General features: G+C 38.9%; 17 protein-coding genes and 1 tRNA gene. 4 read left to right on the forward strand and 14 right to left on the reverse strand.

The window, feature by feature from the left end:
- Positions 1–81 precede the first annotated feature (81 nt).
- From accB to pdxA, 5 genes are all read right to left on the reverse strand, one after another.
- The gene (gene accB, locus EAX61_RS05020; protein WP_121916571.1) at positions 82–570 is read right to left on the reverse strand and encodes an acetyl-CoA carboxylase biotin carboxyl carrier protein; all 489 of its coding nucleotides are present in this window, start codon (positions 568–570) and stop codon (positions 82–84) included.
- A 29-nt stretch (positions 571–599) separates the two neighbouring features.
- Positions 600–1595, reverse strand: a complete 996-nt coding sequence (locus EAX61_RS05025; protein WP_121916572.1) for a beta-ketoacyl-ACP synthase III — start codon at positions 1593–1595, stop codon at positions 600–602.
- Positions 1596–1764: 169 nt separating this feature from the next.
- Positions 1765–1965: a 50S ribosomal protein L32 gene (gene rpmF / locus EAX61_RS05030; RefSeq protein ID WP_121916573.1), complete on the reverse strand. Its 201-nt coding sequence runs from the start codon at positions 1963–1965 to the stop codon at positions 1765–1767.
- Between the two features lie 9 nt (positions 1966–1974).
- A complete protein-coding gene (locus tag EAX61_RS05035; protein ID WP_121916574.1) occupies positions 1975–2520 on the reverse strand; it encodes a YceD family protein in 546 nt (181 codons plus the stop codon).
- A gap of 107 nt (positions 2521–2627) precedes the next feature.
- Positions 2628–3728: a 4-hydroxythreonine-4-phosphate dehydrogenase PdxA gene (pdxA, locus tag EAX61_RS05040; RefSeq protein WP_121916604.1), complete on the reverse strand. Its 1101-nt coding sequence runs from the start codon at positions 3726–3728 to the stop codon at positions 2628–2630.
- Positions 3729–3787: 59 nt separating this feature from the next.
- Here pdxA and EAX61_RS05045 point away from each other — a divergent pair, with 59 nt between their 5' ends.
- Positions 3788–4375 carry a riboflavin synthase gene (locus EAX61_RS05045; protein ID WP_121916575.1) on the forward strand — a complete coding sequence of 196 codons (588 nt, stop codon included), beginning with the start codon at positions 3788–3790 and terminating at the stop codon, positions 4373–4375.
- Here EAX61_RS05045 and EAX61_RS05050 read toward each other — a convergent pair.
- The 3 genes from EAX61_RS05050 to mce form a co-directional block, all read right to left on the reverse strand.
- Positions 4372–4587, reverse strand: coding sequence for a hypothetical protein (locus EAX61_RS05050; protein WP_121916576.1), 216 nt, complete (start codon positions 4585–4587; stop codon positions 4372–4374). The two genes, EAX61_RS05045 and EAX61_RS05050, sit on opposite strands and share 4 nt — an antisense overlap.
- Positions 4588–4865: 278 nt before the next feature.
- Positions 4866–4939: transfer RNA gene (locus EAX61_RS05055), tRNA-Ile, on the reverse strand.
- Between the two features lie 56 nt (positions 4940–4995).
- Positions 4996–5397, reverse strand: a complete 402-nt coding sequence (gene mce / locus EAX61_RS05060) for a methylmalonyl-CoA epimerase (RefSeq protein WP_121916605.1) — start codon at positions 5395–5397, stop codon at positions 4996–4998.
- A gap of 116 nt (positions 5398–5513) precedes the next feature.
- Between mce and rbfA the strand changes: the two genes are divergently transcribed.
- Together rbfA and EAX61_RS05070 are read left to right on the forward strand one after the other, a co-directional pair.
- Positions 5514–5906, forward strand: a complete 393-nt coding sequence (gene rbfA / locus EAX61_RS05065; RefSeq protein ID WP_121916577.1) for a 30S ribosome-binding factor RbfA — start codon at positions 5514–5516, stop codon at positions 5904–5906.
- The gene (locus EAX61_RS05070; RefSeq protein ID WP_121916578.1) at positions 5906–7114 is read left to right on the forward strand and encodes an ABC transporter permease; all 1209 of its coding nucleotides are present in this window, start codon (positions 5906–5908) and stop codon (positions 7112–7114) included. Before rbfA ends, EAX61_RS05070 begins: the two co-directional genes overlap by 1 nt.
- 7 nt (positions 7115–7121) lie before the next feature.
- On the opposite strand, the gene dusB is transcribed toward EAX61_RS05070, so the two are convergent.
- On the reverse strand, positions 7122–8114 hold the full coding sequence (dusB, locus tag EAX61_RS05075) for a tRNA dihydrouridine synthase DusB (RefSeq protein WP_121916579.1): 993 nt from the start codon (positions 8112–8114) through the stop codon (positions 7122–7124).
- Positions 8115–8240: 126 nt separating this feature from the next.
- Positions 8241–9482: a M20/M25/M40 family metallo-hydrolase gene (locus EAX61_RS05080; protein WP_121916580.1), complete on the reverse strand. Its 1242-nt coding sequence runs from the start codon at positions 9480–9482 to the stop codon at positions 8241–8243.
- 40 nt (positions 9483–9522) lie between these two features.
- Here EAX61_RS05080 and EAX61_RS05085 point away from each other — a divergent pair, with 40 nt between their 5' ends.
- Positions 9523–10653 (forward strand): TolB family protein, encoded by a 1131-nt coding sequence (locus EAX61_RS05085; RefSeq protein ID WP_121916581.1) that lies wholly within the window; start codon positions 9523–9525, stop codon positions 10651–10653.
- On the opposite strand, the gene EAX61_RS05090 is transcribed toward EAX61_RS05085, so the two are convergent.
- The 4 genes from EAX61_RS05090 to EAX61_RS05100 form a co-directional block, all read right to left on the reverse strand.
- Positions 10650–11807, reverse strand: coding sequence for an acyltransferase family protein (locus EAX61_RS05090; protein ID WP_121916582.1), 1158 nt, complete (start codon positions 11805–11807; stop codon positions 10650–10652). The two genes, EAX61_RS05085 and EAX61_RS05090, sit on opposite strands and share 4 nt — an antisense overlap.
- On the reverse strand, positions 11792–12931 hold the full coding sequence (locus EAX61_RS05095) for an acyltransferase family protein (protein WP_121916583.1): 1140 nt from the start codon (positions 12929–12931) through the stop codon (positions 11792–11794). Before EAX61_RS05095 ends, EAX61_RS05090 begins: the two co-directional genes overlap by 16 nt.
- 44 nt (positions 12932–12975) lie before the next feature.
- A complete protein-coding gene (locus EAX61_RS16435) occupies positions 12976–13137 on the reverse strand; it encodes a hypothetical protein (protein WP_161555197.1) in 162 nt (53 codons plus the stop codon).
- Between the two features lie 376 nt (positions 13138–13513).
- Positions 13514–15919 (reverse strand): outer membrane beta-barrel family protein, encoded by a 2406-nt coding sequence (locus EAX61_RS05100; RefSeq protein WP_161555198.1) that lies wholly within the window; start codon positions 15917–15919, stop codon positions 13514–13516.
- Positions 15920–16084: the final 165 nt, after the last annotated feature.

The raw sequence follows: 16084 nt of genomic DNA on the forward strand, positions 1-16084 counted from the left end.
AGCGGGTTGTAGGGATTACGCTTTTGCAAAAGCGTACCTAAAACCTATACTACTATTTATAGAACCTGTTAAAGGATTATATTATGATGGGTCAACCAAGAATAATGGCTGATCAAACTCTACAGGAGAAGAATCATCTACAAGAACTTTTACAATTGTTCCTGAAACCTCGCTTTCTATCTCATTAAAGAGCTTCATTGCTTCTATCACACAAAGCACATCACCTTCTGAAATACTCTTTCCTACCTCAACAAATGTAGGCTTATCTGGTGCAGGCTTGCGATAGAAAGTACCGATGATCGGCGACTTGATTGTGATGTATTTTGCATTCTCATCTTCTGCAGGAGAAGCGGGTGCTGCGGGTGCTGCTGGAGCCGCTGGGGCTGCTGGAGCTGCTGCCTGCACAGGTTGCTGCATTGCTGGCATTTGCTGCAAGATGGTAGTACCACCCTTTTCTTCATCTGCTCCTGTTTTAATTGTGATTTTTACGTCATCCATTTCAAGCTTTACTTCGCTTGCTCCAGACTTTGCTACAAATCTAATCAGGTTTTGAATTTCTTTTAAATCCATAAGTGTTTGAATTATTCAGTTAAGGTTAATTAGGAGTTATAGGCCCATTTTAGGAGGATGGAACCCCACGTGAATCCGCCACCAAATGCGGCAAAAACAATGTTATCTCCTTTTTTAAGTTGGTTTTCATAATCGCTCATCAACAATGGTAATGTTGCAGATGTCGTATTGCCATAGCGCTGTATGTTCATAAGTACTTTTTCTTCCTCAAGTCCCATACGTCTTGCTGTGGCGTCTATTATTCTCTTATTTGCCTGATGTGCAATAAGATAGCTTATATCATCATGAGACAAGTCATTGCGCATCATTATTTTCTCGCTTACATCTGCCATATTTGACACGGCAAACTTAAATACGGTTTTCCCATCTTGATATACATAATGCTGCTTATTTGCAACTGTCTCTGCGGATGGAGGCAATATAGAACCTCCAGCATCTATTTTTAGGAACTCACGACCTATACCGTCAGACCGCAAATATTCATCTTGCACGCCCAATCCTTCCTCGTTGGGTTCAAAAAGGACTGCACCGCCACCATCCCCAAAGATGATGCACGTAGTTCTGTCTGTATAATCTATGATGGAAGACATTTTATCTGCCCCTATAAGAAGTACTTTTTTGTAGCGCCCTGACTCTATATACTTTGCTGCAGTAGACATTCCATATAAGAAGCTAGAACAAGCGGCTACAAGGTCATAAGCAAATGCGTTTGTTGCCCCTATCTGCGTTGCTGTATATACTGCAGTAGATGCCACGGGCATATCTGGTGTAGCCGTAGCCACAATTACCATGTCTATTTCTTTAGGGTCGAGATTACGTTTTTCTAGAAGGTCTTGTGCTGCCTTTACAGCCAGAAATGACGACCCTTTATCAGGATCTTTGAGAATGCGTCGTTCCTTTATTCCGGTTCTAGTGGTAATCCACTCGTCGTTCGTGTCGACCATTGTTGCCAGAATCTGGTTGGTCAAGACGTATTCTGGAACATATGCCCCTACAGCTGTAATTGCCGCTGAGATTTTATTCATTAGTTTCAGTTAGGTTTCTAACTTTTATGCCTCAAAACAGCACAAAAAGTTACGAAAAGTAATAAAAATTGAGCAAAACACGCCCAGAATTAACTTTTTTTGCGCCAACTGTTCATAAAAAAAAACGCTCACAGCGTGAGCGTCTTTTATTTATGTTGTGACTTATGACCTAAGCCTCTGCTTCTGCCTCTGTTTTATCAATTACCACCTGCCCTCTATAGTACAATTTACCTTCGTGCCAATGAGCTCTGTGATAAAGGTGAGACTCACCCGTGGTTGGATCTGTAGCAATTTGAGGTATAGCAGCCTTGTAATGTGTTCTTCTCTTATCTCTTCTTGTTTTCGAGATTTTTCTCTTAGGATGTGCCATTATGTACTCTTATTTATCTGTTAATAGTTTTTTAAGTGAATCCCATCTAGGATCCGTCTCTGTTTTATCTATAGGTTCTTCTTCTTTCTGACTAGGAATACTCATTGCTTCTAGCTTGTCGAGTATTTCTGATTTTAAAGTCCCATCTGCAACACCTGGGTGCACTCGTTTATTAGGTAAAGAAAGCACAAGAAGTTCGTATATGTAATGACCCACATTTATTTCATACTCTCCGTAAGGAAGAATTAGAATATCTTCAAAATCATCATTGCGCTCTTGCCCAAACTTTACAACGAGCTCATAAGAAGCATCTATAGGCTCATCATAAGGCTCATTAGTCACATCACAGTCTAAATTTACAACACCAGTAGCTTTAAAATCAAGCTCCATAAGTGTAGATTTCTTGACAAAAGTCAAGACAACGTTAACGTCGATGTCGTTAAAATCTTCATAGTCAAAATGTTCAAAGAACGCACGATCAATTTTATAATCAAACCGATGCTCTCCCTCCTTTAAACCTACATACTGTATTGTAAATAGTTTCAAATCTTTCATCTCATCATCCGTTAGGAGCGTGCAAAGATACACAAAATTATATATTACAAAACTTCTTAAGTATTTTATTTTAGCGCTCTCCTAAAGCCTAAGGCGCAATATTATCCTTAGCTGTTTTTGTCATATTTACGCCCACCTTCATTTCTAGAACGCCCTCTTCCTCCAGGTTTTCTAGGGGACACTTTTAGCACATTTTCTGTGAGCACATCATACTCGCTGCGGTGTTTGTAAATATTAACTGCTGTAAACACGGCTTCTCTAAAGGAACTATGGTCTGCATCACCTTTTCCTGCGATGTCATATCCCGTACCGTGATCTGGCGAGGTCCTTATTTTATTGAGCCCCGCAGTATAGTTTACACCTTTACCAAAAGCAAGTGTCTTAAAAGGTATTAATCCCTGATCGTGATATGCGGCTAACACAGCATCAAAATTCTTATAATTCCCAGAACCAAAGAAACTATCTGCCGCATAAGGGCCGTAAACAACTTTTCCCGTTGCCCGTATTTTTTCTAATGTTGGAATAAGCACTTTATCATCTTCATCTCCTATCACCCCGTTGTCACCTACGTGTGGGTTTATACCAAGTAAAGCTATTTTAGGTTTACCTATACCAAAATCACGTTGCAATGTAACATAAAGGGTCTCTATTTTTTTTGTAATAAGCTCTGGAGTTATTTTTCCAGAAATCTCCTTAACGGCCACATGATCAGTAAGTAAGCCCACCTTGAGTGATTCCGAAACCATAAGCATCATGGCATCACCCGTAAGTTCCTGTGCGAGATAATCTGTATGGCCAGGAAATTTAAATGCTTCGGTCTGGATATTTGCTTTATTTATAGGCGCAGTCACAAGAGCATCTATTTCTTCATTTTTTAAAGCATCAACCCCAGTTAAGAATGACTCTAACGCATATTTGCCAGCTTCAGCCGTTTCGACACCAGGTTCTACTGAGATATTTTCTTTCCATATATTGAGAACATTCACTTTTCCTTCTAGCGCTTTCGCGAAAGCGTCAATCCCATGCAAGCTTAGTTCCACATCAAGTTCTTTACGTATCTGGTTGAGCACTTTTACAGAACCTATAATCACCGGGGTGCAGAAATCTAACATCATAGCCTCTGCAAATGTTTTTAGTACAACTTCTGGCCCGATACCATTAAGATCACCTAAGGAAATCCCAACTTTTATTTTCTGCTCTTTCTTCATTTTTGCTGTGTGAGGTTTCGTATTTTTACTAGACAAAAGTAACCAATTAAAAAGCATTTATGTTTACGGGTATCATTGAAGATTTAGGCAAGGTCAAAGAGATTATTACAGAGGGAGAAAATATTCATTTAACCATAAGTAGTGCCATTTCTCAGGAATTAAAAATAGATCAAAGCGTAGCCCATAATGGCGTGTGTCTCACCGTTGTTGCTTTAGAAAGTGACACATATACTGTCACAGCCATACAAGAAACCTTGGACAAAACCAATTTAGGACATCTTAAAGTAGGTGATATTGTAAATTTAGAGCGCGCGATGATTCTAGGTGCGCGGCTTGATGGACACATAGTTCAAGGCCACGTGGATCAGGTGGGCACCTGCATAGATATTATGGATGAAAATGGAAGTTGGAGATTTACATTTTCTTACGATGAGTCCCTAGGCAACGTAACTATCGAAAAAGGCTCCATAACTATAAATGGAGTAAGCCTTACTGTTGTAGACTCTAAACCAGGAATCTTAAGCGTTGCCATAATCCCATATACTTACGAGCACACAGGTTTCAATTCCTTTAAAAAAGGAACGATTGTAAATCTTGAATTTGATGTTATAGGAAAATATGTGAAGCGACTTACTTCTGGATATTAAGCCACTTTGCGGTTTCTTTTATTCTTAAGCACAAAAAAGACACCGAGAGCCGACCCAACAACTAATAAAAATACTACCCCATTATCTATAGGCATAGGCAACCCAGAAGGTGGAGTTCTTTGAGGTGGTGGTGGTACCTCCTGAGCAAAAAGCGTTAATTGCACAAATGCCAGCAGTACCGATAAGGCTATTTTTTTTAGTAAGGGGCTCATAATGTATGTAAATGTAACACCATTGTATTACTTAAAGTAACGCCTAGGCAAACATTATATTATAATATCATTTGCTGTAATTCAACGGCAATTATACGCTTTTTACCGATAAAATCACAATTTAAGCTTCCTTTTCTAAGTTTGAACTATAAAATAAAAATCTAACTCATTCATTTGAAATGAATTATTTCTGGATATAAGACAATTCAATCTAAAAAAAATCCTACTACTGCAATACAAAATAATACTGCAGAAATAGGATTGTTAAGAACTTAAAGTGGTCCCACTTGGGCTCGAACCAAGGACCCTCTGATTATGAGTCAGATGCTCTAACCAGCTGAGCTATGGGACCGAAAACGGGTGCAAATTTAATATAATTCTATTATTAACCAAAGGATTTAAAAACTATTACTTCCTTTCTTGACAAAGTTCTACCAGAACACCGCCTGCAGTCTTAGGATGAACAAAGGCAACCAGCTTATTATCAGCGCCTAACTTAGGCTCTTTGTTTAATAATTTAAAACCTTCAGATTCTAACCGTTTCATTTCTGCTACAATATCGTCTACCGCAAATGCAATATGGTGAATCCCTTCTCCTTTCTTATCCAAAAAGCCAGCGATAGGACTTTCGACACTTGTGGCTTCCAGTAATTCTATTTTATTTGGACCTACTTCAAAAAAAGAGGTGCGCACCCCTTCAGAAAGCACTTCCTCCATTTTGTAATGAGATTTCCCGAGGAGTTTTGCGTACAGGTCGTTCGACTTCTCAAGGTCTCTTACAGCTATTCCTATATGTTCAATTTTATCCATATCTCTTTTCTTAGATTTAGAGGTTGCTTTTTTTACGCTTTCGCGAAAGCGCAATAACCCCATAAACTACGTTAAACAAAAGTATCACAATTCTAAAAAACTGTACTTTTGCAGCTATGGAAAGTAATAGACAGAAAAAAGTAGCAGGAGTTTTACAAAAAGACCTCGCCGAAGTCCTTCAAGCCACCCTTAGAGACAATGGAACTACGGGCATTATTATTTCGGTTTCTAAGGTAAAAGTACCTACAGATTTGTCTATTGCCAAAGTTTACCTAAGCGTTTTTCCCAGCAGTAAAGGAGAACACATTCTTTCTGAAATTAAGGAGATTAATTCGCAAATTAGGCACGAAATTTCCCAACGCACCCGTCACCAGCTGCGTCGTATGCCTGAACTTAACTTTTACATAGATGACTCTCTGGAATATATCGAAAACATAGACAAGTCACTTAAAGGAGGTGAAAATCCTATCCAAGACCCAACCCTCCTCCCAAAAAGGAAGAAAAAATAGTGCGATTCCCGCTATACATCGCAAAGCGTTATCTTTTTTCAAAAAGTAGTACGAGTGCTGTAAATATAATTACGGCAATTTCTGTATTTCTTATTGTAATAGTAACAGCTGTACTCGTTGTGGTCGTTTCGGGATTTGCAGGAATAAAGGAATTTAACCTCTCTATAACCTCAGTCATTGATCCAGATCTAAAAGTAGTTCCTGCCCAAGGCAAAACATTTACTATCACCTCTGATGATGAAAAAGACTTATCTAACACAGAAGGGGTTGCACAATTCTCTAAAGTTATAGAAGAAAGAGCTTACCTCGAATTCAGAGGTAAAAGACACTTAGCGATTATGAAAGGTGTAGACGAACATTATCTGGATGTAAACCCCATAGACACAACAATTGCCTATGGTTTATGGCCTGAAGTAGGTGAGCCAGAATTTGCGATAGGTGCAGGAGTTGCAAGAAATCTAAGTATAGGCATAGGAGATTATCGTAATTTGATGAGTATTATGGTTCCTAAACCTGGCGCTGGCCAAATTACAGACCCAACCCAAGCCTTCAAAAAAAGTAGTGCGGTAGCAAGTGGGATCATAGATGCCGGTGAGATAAGTACAGATCATATTTTTGGCAATATTGATTTTGTAGGGCAACTTTTAGGTTATGACGTGGATACTGTGACTAGCATTGATTTGAAACTTGCTCCAGACGCAGATGAAAATGAAGTTCGAGATAAAATAGGTAAGCTTTTAGGGACGGACAAAGTCATCATTAAAAATCGCATTGAGCTGAATGATGCTTTACACAAAATGCTAAACACGGAGAATTTAATGCTATATTTTGTAAGCACACTTATACTTATTATCGCTCTTTTTAGCTTTGTAGGAAGTATGATAATGATAATCATCGATAAAAAAAGAAATATTAAAACCTTATCTGATCTAGGCGCATCGCTTAAGGAAATTAGAAAAACATTCTTCCTTCAAGGAGCGCTTATCATAATTTTAGGGGGATTTATAGGAATCATTTTAGGCTTACTGGTGGCCTTTTTACAAGAGCAATTTGCACTTAAAATGATAACACCTACACTCCCCTGGCCTATGATTGTAGAACCGCTGAATATCCTTATAGTTTACGTATTGATTTTAGTCTTAGGAATCATCGCAGCCAGACTTGCTGCAAGCAAAATAAATAAACGAATGATTGAGAATATAGAATAGCGTCTTTCTAAACAAACTCGTAGCCCGCAAATTCTTTTTCAATAACATCCATGGCGGCAAATACGTCCTCACTTTTATCTGAAGTCACAAGTTTCATTCGATACTCCTTAAAGTGCGGAATTCCCCTAAAGTAATTTGTATAGTGACGTCTAGTTTCAAAAACACCTAGAATCTCGCCTTTCCAGTCTATAGACATTTGTAAGTGACGGCGCGCAGCTTGCACCCGCTCTTCTAATGTAGGTGGCTTTTTATGGGTTCCCGTTGCTATAAAGTGTTTTACTTCATTAAAAAACCAAGGATAACCTATACTAGCTCGACCTATCATTGCTCCGTCTAGTCCATATTTATCACGCATCTCTACAGCGCGCTCCGGAGAGTTTACATCGCCATTCCCAAAGACAGGAATATGCATTCGTGGGTTATTCTTAACCTCTGCTATAGGAGCCCAATCTGCATCACCTTTATACATCTGTGCTCTGGTACGTCCGTGTATGGAAATTGCTGCGCAACCTACATCTTGCAACCTTTCGGCAACCTCGACTATTTTTATACTATCGTGATCCCAGCCTAGTCTCGTTTTTACGGTTACGGGTAACTTTGTATGGTTTACCATCGCTTTAGTGAGGCTTACCATTAAGTCTATGTCTTTTAGGATACCAGCCCCAGCTCCTTTTGAAACTACCTTTTTTACAGGACAACCAAAATTAATATCAATAATATCTGGCCCACTAGCCTCTACAATCTCTACACTACGGAGCATAGATTCTTCTACTGCACCAAAAATCTGAATACCCACCGGACGCTCCTTCTCATAAATATCCAGCTTCATCACACTTTTTGCAGCGTCACGTATCAGTCCTTCTGAGGATATAAATTCCGTATATACTACATCTGCGCCCTGTTCCTTGCACAATGCTCGGAACGGTGGATCACTCACATCTTCCATCGGTGCTAGTAGCAACGGGAAGTCCCCTACATCTATATTTCCTATTTTTGCCATAATCTCCCCTGCGCAGGCAGGGGTCTTTTTTGTGCTGCAACTGCAGATTATATATTTATTTACTCAAGGAACAGTTTATGCCGCTTTCCTTGAGTCAAGCTCAGGATAAATCGCGAAAGCGAACCCCTAATCCTTTACAAAAGTAACTTCTTTTTCTATTTCTTCACCTTCACGTTGTATAACAACCGTTGTGGTATCTCCTTGGTCAAAGGTAGAAAGCACACGCATATAACTCATCATATCTGTCACGGTACTATCACCCATTTTAATAACAATGTCGCCACGTTGTAGCTTTGCGTTTTGGGCTGCTTTCCCTTCACTCACGCCATCTATACGCATTCCAGAACCACTATATAAATAATCTGGAACTACGCCTAGGCCCACTTTAAAGCTGGGAACTGCCGCGCTTTCATCTTTTGTCTTAGTAAATTTTATTTTACCATTATCATCTAGCTCTAGGATGATGGCCTCGATGTACTTTTGGATAAGCGCCATCCCATCATAATTAAGCTTCTGGCTATCGTCTCCTGGTTTGTGATAATCCTCGTGTTGGCCAGTAAAAAAATGTAATACAGGGATATCATTCAGATAAAAAGAGGTATGGTCAGAAGGACCTACGCCACTCTTATGCTCTGCAATTTTAAAATCACTATTTGCCGAAAATACTGCTTGCGGAAAAATAGGAGAAGTTCCCGTACCATGAACAGCAAGTGCCTTGTCGTCATTTAATCGTCCCACCATATCCATATTAATCATATAGTTTACGGTCGACAAATCGATTGTAGCATTTTTAGTAAAGAAATTAGAACCTAGAAGGCCCATCTCTTCGCCAGAAAAAGCGATAAATAGGTAATTATTGCCTTTGTAATTTTCGGCTTTCAGCGTTTCGGCTAGTTGCAGCATTATGGCGACACCACTTGCATTATCGTCTGCACCATTGTGTATAGCGGCTCCTTCTCTATGTAATGATCCCTCTCCTCCCATTCCTAAATGGTCATAATGCGCGCCTATTACAATAGTATTTTTGGCTTTATGATTCAGGAAACCTATGACGTTTGTTCCTGTGATAAGGGAATCGTTTTTTCCGCTTTCGCGAAAGCGGACTTCCCCGTGAGGATCATTTTTTGGCGCAAATGTAAACGTCTGGAAATAAGTTCCTGCATTCCCCATTGCCTGCAATTCCATAGACTTAAAACGATCTTTTATATAATGGGCTGCTTTGATCTCCCCTTCAGTTCCTGTTTCTCGACCTGCAAGGTCATCTGAAGCAAGAAAAGCAACATCATCTTCAAAGGATATTTTCTTTTCCATTTTCTCCTGACAAGCAAACATTCCCAGAATAGCGATAACAGCAAAAACCTTTTTCATATAAATATGACTTATTTTTGTGCAAAATTAATCATTCTGTATGAGAAGTATTTATATAGCCCTACTCGTTCTAATCCTAGTGTCCTGTAAAAAAGAAAACACTAAAGTTCAAGCAGCACCTATAGATCCGGAAGAGGCCGTAAAATCTGTAGATAACCCGCTCATTTACCCTGAAGAGAAGCATTTTAAGAATATGCAACAGGTGACCTTTGGCGGTGATAACGCAGAGGCTTACTGGAGTTTTGACGACAAGCAACTTGTTTTTCAATCTAACAATAAAGCCTGGGGAATGGAATGTGACCAGATGTTCTTAATGAATGTGGGAGAAAGCTTCCCCTCGGCTCCGCTCGGGGAGCAGCCCAACAATCCCCCTATGATCTCTACAGGAATGGGGCGTACCACCTGTGCCTATTTCCTTCCAGACAATAAGCATTACGTTTACGGTTCTACCCACCTAGCCAATAAGGAATGTCCAGAAGTGCCATTACGTAAGAATGGAAACTATGTTTGGCCAGTATATGATAGTTTTGACATTTTTGTATCAGACTTAGAAGGAAATATCACAAAACAGCTCACAACTGAAGTAGGTTATGATGCCGAAGCTACCGTATCTCCTCAGGGTGATAAAATTGTGTTCACCTCAACCCGAAGCGGCGATCTGGAGTTATACACCATGAATCTAGATGGGACAGATGTACAACAAATTACGGATGAGCTGGGATATGATGGTGGAGCTTTTTTCTCTCCAGACGGGACAAAAATCATTTTTAGAGCCAGTCGCCCAAAAACCGAAGCAGAGGTTAAAAAGTATAAAGACCTCCTTGCAGATGGTCTCGTAGAACCTACAGAAATGGAACTCTTCATCTGTAATGCAGACGGCTCAGACTTAAAGCAACTCACACGATTAGGAAATGCAAACTGGAGTCCATTTTTTCACCCTAGTGGGAAAAAAATCCTTTTTTCGTCTAATTATGAAGCAGAGCGTGGATTTCCGTTTAATCTCTATATGATTGACATAGACGGGAAGAATCTGGAACGTGTGACACACGGGGAGACCTTTGACGCATTTCCTGTTTTTTCTAATGACGGTAAGAAACTTGCTTTTTCTTCTAACAGAAATAACGGTGGAGGCCGTGATACGAACCTGTTTATTGTAGACTGGATAGATTAACGGTCGAACAGGCCTTTTATCTTAGGATGGTCACGCAAGTCCGTCATCGGCTTTTCATAAATGCGGTACCAGAGGTAGGAAATAAGTATCGTGAGCAACAGATATATTCCTGCGAATAGGAGTCGCTCATTATTATTGAGTCCCTCGATAGGTTGCAACCAGCGCATTCCTTGCAATAGGATACCGTAATGCAATAGATAAACTGCGTAGGAAATAATGCTTAATGTAAAGATAGGTTTTCCTATGAATTTTGGAGCTTTTTTCCATTGGGATAAAAAAGGAAGGAAAAAGCAAAATGATATAGAAACAACAGGAAGGTATAGTACATTCCAAATGAAAGGCGCCTGCGCAATGGAAAGTTGATATTTTCCCAAAATCCATTGAAACCCCAAAAATAGCACTACGCCTGCAATACCCAGAAATCCACTATTCCGCTTCCAAAAATCAGGATGTTTTAATGACAAATAAGCTGCTAGGACTCCATAGTAAATAGCGTCCAGACGATATAACACGACCGCTTTAAGATTAATATTCCAGTAATCTAGAGAACTGTTTGCAACATGGAGATTATAGAAAACCTTGGTCATTAAAAAGGTTAAGATGATACTTAATGTTGTAAAGAGAAAAATAGTTTCTTTTTTTGCTTTCGCGAAAGCGGAAACTACAACATATAACAAAAACGGACCAACAACATAGGCAACCTCTTCTACCGGCAAACTCCAAGATTCTGTAAAGAAAATATCCATTCCGGAAGTCATATTCTGTAAAAAACCAAAATACAAAGGCAAACTATCTGGCAATGCCCTACCGATAGCCGAGACCAAAATGATATTAAGAATAAGAATTAAATAATAATTAGGCAATGTCCTAAACCAGCGCCTGACAAGGAAATATTTCAGATCAACAATTGTAAAATCGTCTTTCGTAAATATTTTAAAAAGAATGCGCCCTATGAGAAAACCGCTCAACACAAAGAACAGCTCTACACCCATCACTCCGCCAAACTTCAAAAGTGAAGGCAGTGTGCCGGTAGCCTCAGGAAATATCCATAAAGTGTGTGAGCCGAGAACAGCAAGGATTGCAATAGCTCTCATCAGGTCGAGACCAAAAATTCTTCGGTTCTGTATGTTTTGCTCCTTTAAGATAGAAACCATTTTTTTACTGAGGGCTTATCTCTAAGGTCTGTTGCAGGTTTTTCAACATAGCGGTACCATAAATGAGTTAAACCAAATACGATTCCCATATAGATAATCGCATAAACCATTAATGCTTCTCGAGACATTCCTTCTGTAGGATAAAGATAGAGCATCGTTTTTAATATTATTCCAAAATGAAGCAAGTACATCGTATAAGAACGAATACTAATGTAGGTTATGGGCCTCCTTATGTAAGCTGGCGCAGTTTTCATCTCGGAACACAATGGCATAATTAGAGCAAATGCTATCGAGATTAATGGGAGAGCAATTACATTCCAAAAGAATGGCGCCGTTTCTGGAGTCCACTTAAAAATGATGAGCATCATAACGATTCCTACCGCTATTACCAACCCTAAAATAGCCGCTTTTATTGCTTCTCTTTTCCAAAATTGTGGATATCGTAATGCGATGTAACTTGCTACCATTCCATAGAAAATACTGTCATAGCGATATATTACTACAGTACGTAAAGTATCATTCCATCGAGCTCCGCTTAAATCTGAAAGATTGAAATAATAGCATAGTTTTATGGCCATTGCAGAAGCTATTATTGTTAGAATGATATAAAGAAATAGTTTTTTTCGGTTTTTTTTGGGAAAACTTAGAGCTCCTAAAAATAATAGAATAGGTCCAAGCAAATACACAAATTCTTCCACAGTAAGACTCCAACTTTCTCCATAAAAACCTCCCATACCGGAAGAGAAATTTTGTAAAAAAATAAAGTAACTCCACAATTGTTCTGGCATTTCCCTTCCTAACAGGAATAGCAAAACGATATTAACTAAGAGCAATAAGTAATAATTAGGAAGGGTTCTAAACCATCTTCTCGCCAAAAAATATCGGAATTCCCCACGTATTATCTCATTTCTGGTCAAAAGATTATAAAGAATCCGACCAATAAGGAAACCACTTAAAACGAAAAACATCTCAACACCGAGGATTCCTAAAAAATTGATCCCCGCAGCAAGTGTATTTGTAGTATCCGGGAGGATATGTACTGAATGTCCCGCAACTACCGTAACCGTGGCACCACCCCTAAGAAGATCAAAGCCGAAAATCCTACGAGAATAATCTATACGCATAGCAAATATCTACATCGTTAAACGACAAATATAAAGTATATGGACTATTGCGATGATCCTAAACGTTCTCGCTCCTTTTTGTCTAAATCCCTATTGTTATCACTTAATCTAAAATTCCCAAAGTTATAAGTGAATGCGACACGTACGTATTGGGTTTCTGGGATGGGGAGATAACCATTGTCAAAAAAATTATAGATGATTTTCAATAATAAGGCTGCCTTTACAGACAGCCTTTCTATATATGTTCTATTGGTTTGGCGGAAGAGCCTTTATACAGCATTTAGGCCTTGGAACACCGTTAGGGAAATCCCCTTTACAGTAATCATTAGAACTCCCGTCACATCTTCTTATCATTGCTGGACTAATTGTCTCAAATTTAGTTTGCTCTATTAAAATCCGAACTTCTTCATCTGTAAAGGCTTTTTCAGATGCAATAATTTCAAAAAAATCTTGTTCCGAATATTTCTTTGTATCGCTTCTAAATGAACTAAGAGTTACAACAGCAGAAACAGCTGTCAGAATTAGTAATGTTAAAATTGATTTTTTTCATAAAAGTAAATGTTTAAAATTATATGTCAAGAACTATTCTCCTTGCTTCAATCTTTCCCTTTCCGAATTGTCAATAGCGCGATCATTATCTCTCAATCTAAAGTTGCCGAAATTATATCGGAACCCTACTCGGAAAAATTGCGTTTCAACTCTAGGGAAGTAACTATTGTCTTGATTGAGATAATCTGCACTTACGAGAGCCGTTGCTCTGTTAAAAACATCTCCAAAATTTACGGACAGTGACGCACGACGATCCCACAATCTTTTGCGCAGCCCTATATCTAAACGGAAGACGTCGTCTTGTATGTAAGCTCCCTGGATAAACTCTGATATATACTCTATGGTAGCCTCTGCAGTAAGGGTTTTTTTCTTATCAAGTGTAAAACTATTCCCTAAGTATACATACAGCCCATCAACGCTATTTGTAAACTCTACTCCACCACTTTGGGTGGCAACAAAAGTGTCCTCTTCGTGAAAAAGACTTATATACGTTGCAACGTAAAGCCAGTTGCCAATTTCCCTAGCGTGGTTCAAATCTATTCCCCAAGATTTACTTCCTACTGCATTCTGTCGTTCAGTGCGCAATATTTGATTTACATTGTCCTGCTGGGCAAGCGTCACGATATTCTCGCCATTATCCCTGTAATACACATCAAAAAAGTATTCATTCTTAAAAGTATAATTGAAATTAAAGCGATTACTAAATGATGGTTGTAATCCAGAATTACCTACGTTAAAATTATTCTCATTTAAAAAGATTGCAAAAGGATTAAGATCCTCATAACGTGGCCTGCTCAAACGTCTCGAATAATCCAGTCCTACCCTATGATTATCTGAAATAGTGTATTGTAAATAAGCTGTCGGAAAAAACTCTAGATAGTCTAATTCATTTTCTGCCTCTAGCACTATGGACGTTCCTTTGCTATTGGTCTGTTCGGCACGTAGACCAACTTTTGCACTCCATTTTTCCCAATCCCGACTTAATGAAAAGAAGCCAGCAAATACTTTTTCATCGTAAAGGAAATTATCACTCTGGGCTTGGTCAAGACCAGAATTTCCTTCATCATCTATGTTTAAAAAATCAATTCTAGATTGTGAATTAATAAAAGCTGCTTTTGCTCCTGTCTCAAATGCAAACTCGCCTATGGTCGCCTCATAATCTATTTGCGCCGTGTATATATCAATGTCCTGATCTGCATCACTCGTAAATCGTACGGTTCGGAATAAGTCATCATTCTCATTGCGATAATCAGAAGTGAGGCTTTGTAATTGCTCTCTCTCAAAAGTGGTAAAATGTACATTCGTACTTAACTGTCCGTTTTCTAGCGTGTATTTATACTGTAGATCCAGCGCAATGTTATTGCGGTCATTATCTATGTCGCTGGCAGTACTGATAAAAAATGCATCTGCGCTCGACGATATAACACTTGTAGTTGAAGCTGTTGATTGTTCTATATTAGGAGAAAGCAAGCCCACGGCAGAAAAATTGAGCTCGGATTTTTCCGATAACTGATAGTCTAAAATGAAATTTGCATTATGCGCTTGGGTTCTAGAGGTACGCTCAAAATCCTGATTCCAAGTGGTAGTGACCCCTTCATTTCTATAATTGATCAGATTATCACTTTGATTTGAAAATTTTGAAGGATTAAAGCTATAATTAAAAAATAGGTTGAGTTTGTCATTTTTGTAGTACTGACTCGTCCCGATATTATACTTAGGAAAAATCGAATAGGTTCCTCTTCCATTTATATTTCCTTTGTAGCCTGTTGCTACTGCTCTTGAGGTATTTATGTTGAGAACAGAACCACCTTCGGCATCGTATCGTGCGGGAGGATTTGTGATAACCTCAATGGATTTTATAGCGTTACCGTCTAGATTTTCAAGAAGGCTCGACAGTTCCGTAGGGCTCAGTTGTACTTTACGATCATTGAGATAAACAGTCACTGCTTCATTGCGCACTGTAATATTATCTTGACTAACGACTACGGCTGGAGTGCGCTTCAAAATATCCAGTGTATTCCCTGAGGACAAAATACTGTTCTCCACATTAAAAACAATCCTATCTGCTTTTCTTGTAATCGTAGGCTTACGCCCGACTACCGTGACTTCTTCCAGGCCTTCGGAAGATTCGTCCATTACTATTTGCGGGAAAGTTTCATCACCAAAAACTGTAAAGGCATCAGACAGATAATCTTTATATCCTAAAAAACTCACTTTTAATTGATACCCTGCGTCATCCAGCCCCGTGAGGGTGAATGTTCCATTATCTTCGGTAATGGTGCCTTGAATGATCTCTTGATCCGGATTAAGCAGTAGTACATTTGCAAATGGCACAGGAGTTCCATTACTATCGACCACGGAGCCTGAAAGGGTATATTCTTGCGCTTTCGCGAAAGCGGAAAAAAGAAGTAAAAAAATGAGTAGAAATCTTATATTCAAAATTGAGTAAGTCTTGAAGTACATATTGAGTTAGGTCGTCTAATTTATACTATAAGTTCAAACAAGAGAGTATATAATTAAAATTTTCGACCAAATACACAAATTCTATTTTGGTAAGAATTAAATGGCATCGATTAGCCGTATATTTGTAGCCTATTTGCTATG

The organism is Dokdonia sinensis (genome assembly GCF_003688895.1).
GTDB classification, from domain to species: Bacteria; Bacteroidota; Bacteroidia; order Flavobacteriales; family Flavobacteriaceae; genus Dokdonia; species Dokdonia sinensis.

Excerpts from the sequence above, each read along its gene's own strand:
- accB (WP_121916571.1), bottom strand. The coding sequence starts at position 570 with ATGGATTTAAAAGAAATTCAAAACCTGATTAGATTTGTAGCAAAGTCT.
- EAX61_RS05025 (WP_121916572.1), bottom strand. The coding sequence starts at position 1,595 with ATGAATAAAATCTCAGCGGCAATTACAGCTGTAGGGGCATATGTTCCA.
- rpmF (WP_121916573.1), bottom strand. The coding sequence starts at position 1,965 with ATGGCACATCCTAAGAGAAAAATCTCGAAAACAAGAAGAGATAAGAGA.
- EAX61_RS05035 (WP_121916574.1), bottom strand. The coding sequence starts at position 2,520 with ATGAAAGATTTGAAACTATTTACAATACAGTATGTAGGTTTAAAGGAG.
- pdxA (WP_121916604.1), bottom strand. The coding sequence starts at position 3,728 with ATGAAGAAAGAGCAGAAAATAAAAGTTGGGATTTCCTTAGGTGATCTT.
- EAX61_RS05045 (WP_121916575.1), top strand. The coding sequence starts at position 3,788 with ATGTTTACGGGTATCATTGAAGATTTAGGCAAGGTCAAAGAGATTATT.
- EAX61_RS05050 (WP_121916576.1), bottom strand. The coding sequence starts at position 4,587 with ATGAGCCCCTTACTAAAAAAAATAGCCTTATCGGTACTGCTGGCATTT.
- mce (WP_121916605.1), bottom strand. The coding sequence starts at position 5,397 with ATGGATAAAATTGAACATATAGGAATAGCTGTAAGAGACCTTGAGAAG.
- rbfA (WP_121916577.1), top strand. The coding sequence starts at position 5,514 with ATGGAAAGTAATAGACAGAAAAAAGTAGCAGGAGTTTTACAAAAAGAC.
- dusB (WP_121916579.1), bottom strand. The coding sequence starts at position 8,114 with ATGGCAAAAATAGGAAATATAGATGTAGGGGACTTCCCGTTGCTACTA.
- EAX61_RS05080 (WP_121916580.1), bottom strand. The coding sequence starts at position 9,482 with ATGAAAAAGGTTTTTGCTGTTATCGCTATTCTGGGAATGTTTGCTTGT.
- EAX61_RS05085 (WP_121916581.1), top strand. The coding sequence starts at position 9,523 with ATGAGAAGTATTTATATAGCCCTACTCGTTCTAATCCTAGTGTCCTGT.
- EAX61_RS05090 (WP_121916582.1), bottom strand. The coding sequence starts at position 11,807 with ATGGTTTCTATCTTAAAGGAGCAAAACATACAGAACCGAAGAATTTTT.
- EAX61_RS05095 (WP_121916583.1), bottom strand. The coding sequence starts at position 12,931 with ATGCGTATAGATTATTCTCGTAGGATTTTCGGCTTTGATCTTCTTAGG.